This window comes from Hoeflea sp. (assembly GCF_039975035.1).
Taxonomy (GTDB): domain Bacteria; phylum Pseudomonadota; class Alphaproteobacteria; order Rhizobiales; family Rhizobiaceae; genus Hoeflea.
The window spans coordinates 1-8093 of sequence record NZ_JBDWHW010000124.1; the positions used below are offsets into that span (position 1 = coordinate 1).

The window sequence follows — 8093 nt, forward strand, 5'->3', positions numbered from 1 at the left end:
CGGAGGTATCCGGTTCAGGCTTCTTGGCTTTGGCCGGGCCCTTGCCGGCCGGCGGCTTGCGCGTGGTCGTTCTGGCGGTTGCGGTCTTGGCCTTGGCCTTGGCCGGCGCACGCTTCCTGGCGGGAGCCTTTTCCTTCTTCGGCTTGACCGGCACTTCCGCTGGAATCGCCTCGAGGATCAGCCCCCTGGTGCCGTTGTCCTTGTCACCCACGGTGACCTTGACCGTGCCGCCCTGCTTGAGCTTGCCGAACAGCAGCTCATTGGCAAGCTCCTTCTTGATGTTCTCCTGGATGACCCGGCCCAGCGGCCGCGCGCCCATGCGTTCGTCATAGCCCTTTTCGGCAAGCCAGGCGATCGCGTCTTCTCCGAGATCAAAGGTGACATTGCGCTCGGCCAGTTGTGCCTCAAGCTGCATGACGAATTTCTGCACCACCATGTGGATGACAGTCGTCGGCAGGCTGCCAAACGGGATGATCGCATCAAGACGGTTGCGGAACTCCGGCGTGAACAGCCGGTTGATCGCCTCCATGTCGTCGCCTTCGCGCTTGGTGGAACCAAAGCCGATGGCCGCCTTGGCCATGTCGGATGCGCCGGCATTGGTGGTCATGATCAGGATCACATTGCGGAAGTCGATCTTCTTGCCGTTGTGATCGGTAAGCGAGCCGTGGTCCATCACCTGCAACAGGATGTTGAACAGATCCGGATGGGCCTTTTCGATCTCGTCAAGCAGCAGCACGCAGTAAGGATGCTGGTCGACGCCGTCGGTCAGCAGACCGCCCTGGTCGAAGCCGACATAGCCCGGAGGCGCACCGATCAGCCGCGAAACAGTGTGACGCTCCATGTATTCGGACATGTCGAAGCGCAACAGTTCGACGCCCAGCGACGCGGCAAGCTGCTTGGCGACTTCGGTCTTGCCGACGCCGGTGGGGCCGGAGAACAGATAGGAGCCGATCGGCTTGTCGGGTTCACGCAAGCCCGCGCGCGCCAGACGGATCGCCGCAGTCAGGGCATCAATCGCCGTGTCCTGGCCATAGACAACCGAACGCAGTTCCTTGTCGAGATTGGCGAGAACGGCGGTATCGTCCTTGGACACTGTCTTGGCCGGAATCCGGGCCATGGTGGCGATGGTATTCTCGATCTCGATGTCGGTGAGCAATTTCTTGCGGCTCTTTTCAGGAAGCAGCATTTGCGCCGCACCGGATTCATCGATCACGTCGATCGCCTTGTCAGGCAATTTCCGGTCGGTAATGTAACGCGCAGAGAGTTCAACGGCGGCCTTGATGGCCTCATCGGTGTAGCCGACCTTGTGATAGGCTTCGAAATAGGGTTTGAGGCCCTTGAGGATCTCGATCGCATCCGGAATTGTCGGCTCGGCAACGTCGATCTTCTGAAAGCGGCGCACAAGGGCCCGGTCCTTCTCGAAGAACTGGCGGTATTCCTTGTAGGTGGTCGATCCGATGCACCGTATCGCGCCGGAAGACAAGGCCGGCTTGAGCAGGTTGGAGGCGTCCATTGCCCCGCCTGATGTGGCGCCAGCACCGATGACGGTGTGGATCTCGTCGATGAACAGCACGGCACCGGGCAGATCCTCGAGTTCCTTGACCACCTGCTTGAGGCGCTCCTCGAAATCACCGCGATAGCGGGTGCCGGCCAGCAGCGAGCCCATGTCGAGCGAATAGATCACCGCATCGGCCAGCACGTCAGGCACATCGCCCTCGACAATGCGCTTGGCCAGACCTTCGGCAATCGCGGTCTTGCCGACGCCGGGATCACCGACATAGAGCGGGTTGTTCTTGGATCTGCGGCACAGGATCTGGATGGTGCGGTTGACCTCTTCCATGCGGCCAATCAACGGATCGATCTTGCCGGTCTTGGCCTTCTCGTTGAGATTGACACAATAGGCGCTGAGCGCATCCTGGCCCTTTTTCTTGGCCCCCTCCTCGCCGACGGAATCGGGCTTGACGGAATCCGGCTCGGGCTCCTCTGAGCCGCGGACCGGCCGGGCCTCTTCGGCACCGGGGCGTTTGGCTATGCCGTGGGAGATGAAATTGACCGCGTCATAGCGGGTCATTTCCTGCTCCTGAAGGAAATAGGCGGCGTGGCTTTCGCGCTCGGCGAACATCGCCACGAGCACATTGGCGCCGGTGACTTCCTCGCGGCCCGACGACTGGACATGAATCACCGCACGCTGGATGACGCGCTGAAAGCCCGATGTGGGCTTGGAATCCTCGTCATAGCCGGTGATCAGGTTGCCGAGTTCCTTGTCGACATAATCGCTGACCGTGCGGCGCAATTGTTCAAGATCGACGTTGCAGGCGCCCATGACCGCAGCGGCGTCGGGATCCTCGATCAAGGCCAGCAACAGATGCTCAAGCGTGGCATATTCATGATGCCGCTCGTTGGCATAGGTCAACGCCTGATGGATCGCCTTTTCGAGACTGTGTGAAAAGCTAGGCACTGTTCAGGTCCTCATTTCTTTTCCATCACGCATTGCAGCGGATGGTGATTTTCTCGGGCGAAATCCATGACCTGGGTCACTTTGGTTTCAGCCACCTCGTAGGTAAATACGCCGCACTCGCCGACCCCGTGATTGTGGACATGAAGCATGATACGCGTGGCCTGTTCCCGGTCCTTCTGGAAAAAACGTTCAAGCACATGAATCACAAACTCCATCGGAGTATAGTCGTCATTCAGCAAAAGCACCCGGTACAAGCTCGGCTTCTTTACCTTCGGTTTGGTCCGGGTGATGACGGACGTGCCCCTGTCTGCCCCTCCGTCTCCGGTTTTCTTGTCCGCCTGTAAGCGTGTCCGGTTCGCGCTGTCGTTCACTCTGGCCATTTCCTGTCATTTCCAACCGGCGCAACGCATATCGAAGCACCAGACATTGTTCTTAACTTAATCTTTCCTGCGGCGATTTTAAGCCCCCTTGTCGAGGGAAGATAGAGATTTCGCGCCATAGTCAAGAACACGAAAAACCCGGCCACATAAATATGCGACCGGGCTGCTATCATGTCGGACATTCGCCGCGCAGAAATTGCGGCGATTTATTTTCAGGCCGAGACCTTGGCGGCAGCGGCTTCGAAAGGCTTGTAGGCTTCCTTGGCGAGGTCGGTGTAAAGCTCGCCCATCTTGGTGGCCTGGGCAACAAAAGTTTCGTAAGCCGACTTCGCGTATTCGGTCTGGATTTCGATGGCCTTGTCGAGGCTCTTGGCCGAAACCAGCTTTTCAGCGGCGGCTGTGCCGTCTTCATAGGACTTCTTGGAGTATTCGGTTGCTTCAGCAGCGATCTGCTGGAAACCCTTGGTCATCGACGAAACCGTGGTCAGCATGCTGTCCATGGCTTCTTTGCTCATCTGAGAAGTGCTGTCAAAGTTCATCATGTCGGAAATTCCTGTCTTTGGAGAAGTTGGTCCATTGTATTTAGGTGCACTGCACAAGATTGTCAAGAGTATTGTGCAGCGCACCAAACCTTGAGAGCCACCATATTTATCCGATTGGGCCGTATTGGAACGGGTTGAACCCAAAACCGGACGGAATCTCGCTTACCCGTGGAAAGGAATGGTTCATCATAAACGGATTGGTAACGACGTGTGGATAGGATTCAACCTAATGGCTGATCAAGGAGGGCGTCAGTCAGAAACCCTTTCTTCCGCCTGTTCATGAGTGAGTTGCCGTGTACCAGCGTAAATCCAGTTTTGTTTCCTGTCTTGCCTCCATTCCGTCAACCGCGTTTCGCCTGATTGCCCTGATCGGCATTTCCCTGGCGCTGGGAAGCGCGCCGGCGAATGCAAATCCGAAATATTCGGGTATCGTCATCGACGCCAAGACAGGAAAGACACTCTACGCCAATGATGCCGATGAGCTGCGCTATCCTGCCTCGCTCACCAAGATGATGACCTTGTACTTGACGTTTGAGGCACTCAACCGCGGCACCATCAAGCTGGGCACGCGGATCAAGTTCTCCGCCAATGCCGCCAAGGAGCCACCAACCAAGCTCGGTGTCGGCGTAGGCAAGTCGATCACGGTTGAACAGGTGATCTACGCGCTGGTGACCAAGTCGGCCAATGACGCCTCCACGGCCATCGCCGAACATCTGGGCGGCTCCGAAGCCAAGTTCGCGGCCATGATGACCGCCAAGGCACGGGCTCTGGGCATGTCGCGCACCACCTTCCGCAATGCGCACGGTCTTCCCAACTCCAAGCAGGTCACCACGGCCCGCGACATGGCGACGCTGGGAATCGCGCTTCGTGAACACTTTCCGCGCCAGTACAAGTATTTCTCCACACGGTCGTTCAAATTCGGCGGCAGCAACATGGCCAACCACAACAGGCTTTTAGGTGTGGTGCGCGGCGTCGACGGCATCAAGACCGGGTACACCCGCGCATCCGGGTTCAATCTGGTCGCCTCGGTGGAAGATCGCGACCGGTCGATCGTCGCGGTCGTCATGGGTGGACGCACCGGCGCCAGCCGAAACGCACAAATGAAGGACCTCATCTCGCGCTATCTTCTCAAGGCTTCGCCCCGCGGCAAGGGCAATCTGATCGCCAGGGGCGCCGTGGCAGCGACCGCCATAGCCGAACTCGAATTGCCCAAGGTCGGACCGATTCCCGAGCAACGCCATGGAACAGGCGGGCGTATCGCACTGGCCTATGCCGCCCCCTCGCCGGCGCCGGTTGTCGGCCGCGAGGCTCTGGCGAAATCGCTGCAGGCCCAGAAAGTTGCGATCCCCGTGCCCGCCCCGGCCTATATCCCGCCCATGCCGGTGGAGACTGCGTCCATTGGTTCGATCGACCCGGTGACGACCGCCTCGACTGCAGCGATGAGCGGCTGGATGATCCAGATCGGCGCAATGCCTGATCGCGACGCGGCGCTGAAGCTGCTGGCCCGCGCTCAGGACAAGGGTGGCAAGGCGCTCAGGGACGTTCAGCCCTTCACCATGGCCTACGCCAAGAACAATGAACAACTGTACCGCGCCCGCTTCGGCGGATTTGACGGTCAGTCTTCCGCTGCAAGCGCCTGCAAGGTGCTGGAGAAGAAAGGGTTCGCCTGCTGGGCAACCGCCAACTGATCCGCATCGCCTGTTTGGCGTTGCGGCCGGAAATCCCAATTCCGGAGACATCCACGTTTTTGTATTGCGTATTCGGGGAAATCAGTCATGTCGACTCAAGAGAACAGTTTTGGCTTCGTTGATGCGGCCAGCAAGAAACGTCGAACCGCCCGTATCGGGATGCATCCGCTTCATGAGGCGGCGATGCGCCTCGCGGATCTCGGTTTCACTCGCCCCCGCAGCAAGACCAAGGATCTCGTAGGCCTCCTGCTGTGTCATGGCGCCCGGGCCTGGCGCAGTTCCCAGCCCCGGGCCTTCATCCGCGTCAAAGCCGCCACGCCAGTCGGGTATGCGGCGGTCAAGATACGCCTCCAGTAACCCGAGACTTTCGGCATCGCGTGACAATTCGGAATGCAGCTGGACGAGCTCGGCCTCCTCCAGCGCATCGAGTTCCCTGCCTTCAAAACTGCCGGCGAGAACAAGTCCGTTCATGGCACCGCTATCAAGATCGAGCTCCATTTCAAGCGCTGCGGAGCGAACGTAGGACTGGCCTCCGGGCTGGCGCGTGGCGCGGGAGGCACTACGGGCGCGACTGAACAGCATCGCGGCGAAACCCAGCAGCGGCACGCCAAGACTGACGCGGCCAAACAGGGTCATGACGATACCCAGCCCTGCCAATGTCACCGGAAGACCATAGCGCAGCGTGTTGGCAAGCGCGGACGGCTTGACGCTCAAGACCCCGGCGAGCACCGCTGCCAGGATCAGGAATCCGCCAAAAAACACGGCGATCGGACTCATGAGTTTCTGGCTCCATTGTTTCCGGAACGATCCTTGCCGCCTGATCTGGACGGGCCCATCTGCTCAAGCAGCAGCCGCGCCGCCGACCCGCCGGACTTTTCCAGTGCGGGACGCCCGCCGGTGGCGTAAGCGGCAACTGCGCGCAACAAGGCCGCCAGTTCGGCGGCGGCGTTCTGGTCGAAGCGGACATAGGCGCCACCGGTGACCCGGGCGATTTCACGAAAACCCATGGCGGCGGCGGGGTCATGGCCTTCATGAAACATGAAACACGGCACTTTGCGCAGCGCCAGTTCACCGGCAAGCATGGCAAGCTCGTCGATATTTTCTTCCATGGCGTCGCCGATATAGACCAGGGCGCTGACCGGGCGGGATTTTGCCTCACCTGCGACATGGCGCAGCACGCGGCCGATCTGGGTCTGGCCACCGCGGCAATCGATACGGGTCATCAGGTCGGCAAGCTGGCGCGTGTCGTTGACCCAGCGCGAAGCGCGGCATTCGCCAAGCCCGCGGAAATAGACCAGTTGCACGGAGAGTTGCGCGGACTTGCCGACGGCGTCAAACATTTCCGCCTGCAATTTGCAAGCGCTGTCCCATGTTGGCTGACGGCTCATTGTGGCGTCGAGCGCAAAAGCCAGGCGCCCCGAGCCTGCAGAACCAGGAACAAGGGATTTGGCGGCGGACAGAAATGCGGCAATTTCGGACCCCGAAGACGCGGGCGCGCTCACAGGGCCCGCAGTGACGCTGCGCTTTGATACCGCCTTGTCTGATCCGGTCTTGTCTTTCGCCATCGTTGAGCTGTTTTACCTTCGGATTGATCTGATCGCCACTTTTGCGGCGCCGTCAACCAATGTGGCGTTTTGCGCGACGAACACAAGGGTCGCGCAGTCCGCTGCTTGCTTCACAGAAGTCCCAGGCCTGCGAGTTCCCGGCGAAGTTCAGCCGGAAGATCGCCAGCCTCGGTGCCACCGGCGCCCAAATCCGGCGGCGCATCATACGGATCAAGATAGCGCCAGCCCTGGAACGGACGGCGCGGCGCCCACGAAGTCTCGTGCAAAACCGGCTCAAGCACCAGATGACAACGGGAAATCCCGTCGCCATCGGTAAACGGGCGGATATCGAGAAATCGCTGGCGTGCCTGGATATTGCCCTTGATCACCCAATACAGCGACCCGCCGTCGAGCAGTTCGGCAGCGCGTTTGGGGACCATGCGGGTGGTGTGAAACTGTTCGGGCGTCTGCCCTGCGGCTTTCATCGCCGCCAGACGGCGCTCGACCCAGTCCTGCTGGTCTTCAACGCTTTCGGCGCCGACGCATAATTTGAGAAGATGAAGTGCCATGGATATTACATCGGGTGCGGCTGGTCCCGGGTCAACCCGCAGACCGGCGAAAGCCCATATCGTCCACAGGTGCCGACCGACAGCAGTAAGGGTGCCACGCCAGGATTCGCATCATCCTCATCGCGTCCAAACCCGGCCCGCAGACCATAACTCTCCTGACCGGAAGCCGGCATGCCGAGTTGATTGGCACAATTCCGGCCCAGGCATCAGGGTTTGAACAGCCGTAGCGGCTTGGTCGTTTCGCGCTGGACCACGCCTTTCGCCTCGAGATCAAGTTGGGCGGCCTTGAGCCACCAACCGGCTTTTTCTCCGCCTGGAAACAGATCCTGCGGAAGCATGGGAAGCAACAGGGCCTTGGCCTGCGCGACGGCAATACCCGGCTTTCCTGATGGCAGGACCGCCAGCAACGCCTCTCGCATGGCTTCAAATTTTGTCCGGTCGACGCGGTAGACCTTGCCCGGAGATGTAAAGTTTTCGATTTCGATCTTGTCGTCGCCCGATTTCATAATTCCTGCTTCCGGTTACTGCATGCTGGCTTCAGCCCGGGATTTCAGCACTCAACCACGTTGACAGCAAGGCCTCCGGTGGAGGTTTCCTTGTAACGCTCATTCATATCGAGGCCGGTTTGCCGCATGGTTTCGATACAGGCGTCGAGCGGCACAAAGTGGGTTCCGTCACCCTTCATCGCCAAGGAGGCCGCAGTGACCGCCTTGACCGCGCCCAGCGCATTGCGCTCGATACAAGGCACCTGCACCAGACCGCCGACAGGATCACAGGTCATGCCGAGATGATGCTCAAGCGCAATTTCAGCTGCGTTTTCAATCTGCTCCGGGGTTCCCCCCATGACCGCAGCAAGGCCCGCCGCCGACATCGCCGCGGCAGAACCGACCTCGCCCTGGCAGCCGACCTCGG

General features: G+C 59.9%; 10 protein-coding genes. 2 read left to right on the forward strand and 8 right to left on the reverse strand.

The window, feature by feature from the left end:
- From clpA to ABJN75_RS10540, 3 genes are all read right to left on the reverse strand, one after another.
- On the reverse strand, window positions 1-2458 hold a 2458-nt coding region (gene clpA, locus ABJN75_RS10530; protein ID WP_348439453.1), incomplete at its 3' end, for an ATP-dependent Clp protease ATP-binding subunit ClpA.
- An 11-nt stretch (window positions 2459-2469) separates the two neighbouring features.
- Window positions 2470-2838 carry an ATP-dependent Clp protease adapter ClpS gene (gene clpS, locus ABJN75_RS10535; RefSeq protein ID WP_348439455.1) on the reverse strand — a complete coding sequence of 123 codons (369 nt, stop codon included), beginning with the start codon at window positions 2836-2838 and terminating at the stop codon, window positions 2470-2472.
- 212 nt (window positions 2839-3050) lie between these two features.
- Window positions 3051-3380, reverse strand: coding sequence for a phasin family protein (locus tag ABJN75_RS10540; RefSeq protein WP_348439457.1), 330 nt, complete (start codon window positions 3378-3380; stop codon window positions 3051-3053).
- 359 nt (window positions 3381-3739) lie between these two features.
- Between ABJN75_RS10540 and ABJN75_RS10545 the strand changes: the two genes are divergently transcribed.
- Window positions 3740-5068: a D-alanyl-D-alanine carboxypeptidase gene (locus tag ABJN75_RS10545; protein WP_348439467.1), complete on the forward strand. Its 1329-nt coding sequence runs from the start codon at window positions 3740-3742 to the stop codon at window positions 5066-5068.
- An 81-nt stretch (window positions 5069-5149) separates the two neighbouring features.
- On the opposite strand, the gene ABJN75_RS10550 is transcribed toward ABJN75_RS10545, so the two are convergent.
- Window positions 5150-5266, reverse strand: a complete 117-nt coding sequence (locus tag ABJN75_RS10550; RefSeq protein ID WP_348439469.1) for a hypothetical protein — start codon at window positions 5264-5266, stop codon at window positions 5150-5152.
- On the opposite strand from ABJN75_RS10550, the gene ABJN75_RS10555 reads away from it, so the two are divergent.
- Window positions 5222-5425 carry a hypothetical protein gene (locus ABJN75_RS10555; protein ID WP_348439471.1) on the forward strand — a complete coding sequence of 68 codons (204 nt, stop codon included), beginning with the start codon at window positions 5222-5224 and terminating at the stop codon, window positions 5423-5425. The genes ABJN75_RS10550 and ABJN75_RS10555 overlap by 45 nt on opposite strands.
- 416 nt (window positions 5426-5841) lie before the next feature.
- Here the strand turns inward: ABJN75_RS10555 and ABJN75_RS10560 are convergent, their stop codons facing one another.
- The 4 genes from ABJN75_RS10560 to ABJN75_RS10575 form a co-directional block, all read right to left on the reverse strand.
- Window positions 5842-6633 (reverse strand): VWA domain-containing protein, encoded by a 792-nt coding sequence (locus ABJN75_RS10560; RefSeq protein WP_348439459.1) that lies wholly within the window; start codon window positions 6631-6633, stop codon window positions 5842-5844.
- 110 nt (window positions 6634-6743) lie between these two features.
- Window positions 6744-7181: a DUF1489 family protein gene (locus ABJN75_RS10565; protein ID WP_348439461.1), complete on the reverse strand. Its 438-nt coding sequence runs from the start codon at window positions 7179-7181 to the stop codon at window positions 6744-6746.
- 206 nt (window positions 7182-7387) lie between these two features.
- Complete coding sequence (locus ABJN75_RS10570; RefSeq protein ID WP_348439463.1) at window positions 7388-7687, reverse strand: hypothetical protein; 300 nt, start codon at window positions 7685-7687, stop codon at window positions 7388-7390.
- Window positions 7688-7731: 44 nt separating this feature from the next.
- Window positions 7732-8093 (reverse strand): L-serine ammonia-lyase, iron-sulfur-dependent, subunit alpha (locus ABJN75_RS10575; RefSeq protein ID WP_348439465.1); only part of this gene is annotated, 362 nt, incomplete at its 5' end.

Coding starts and splice junctions, on each gene's coding strand:
- clpS (WP_348439455.1), bottom strand. CDS start 2,838: ATGGCCAGAGTGAACGACAGCGCGAACCGGACACGCTTACAGGCGGAC.
- ABJN75_RS10540 (WP_348439457.1), bottom strand. CDS start 3,380: ATGATGAACTTTGACAGCACTTCTCAGATGAGCAAAGAAGCCATGGAC.
- ABJN75_RS10560 (WP_348439459.1), bottom strand. CDS start 6,633: ATGGCGAAAGACAAGACCGGATCAGACAAGGCGGTATCAAAGCGCAGC.
- ABJN75_RS10565 (WP_348439461.1), bottom strand. CDS start 7,181: ATGGCACTTCATCTTCTCAAATTATGCGTCGGCGCCGAAAGCGTTGAA.
- ABJN75_RS10570 (WP_348439463.1), bottom strand. CDS start 7,687: ATGAAATCGGGCGACGACAAGATCGAAATCGAAAACTTTACATCTCCG.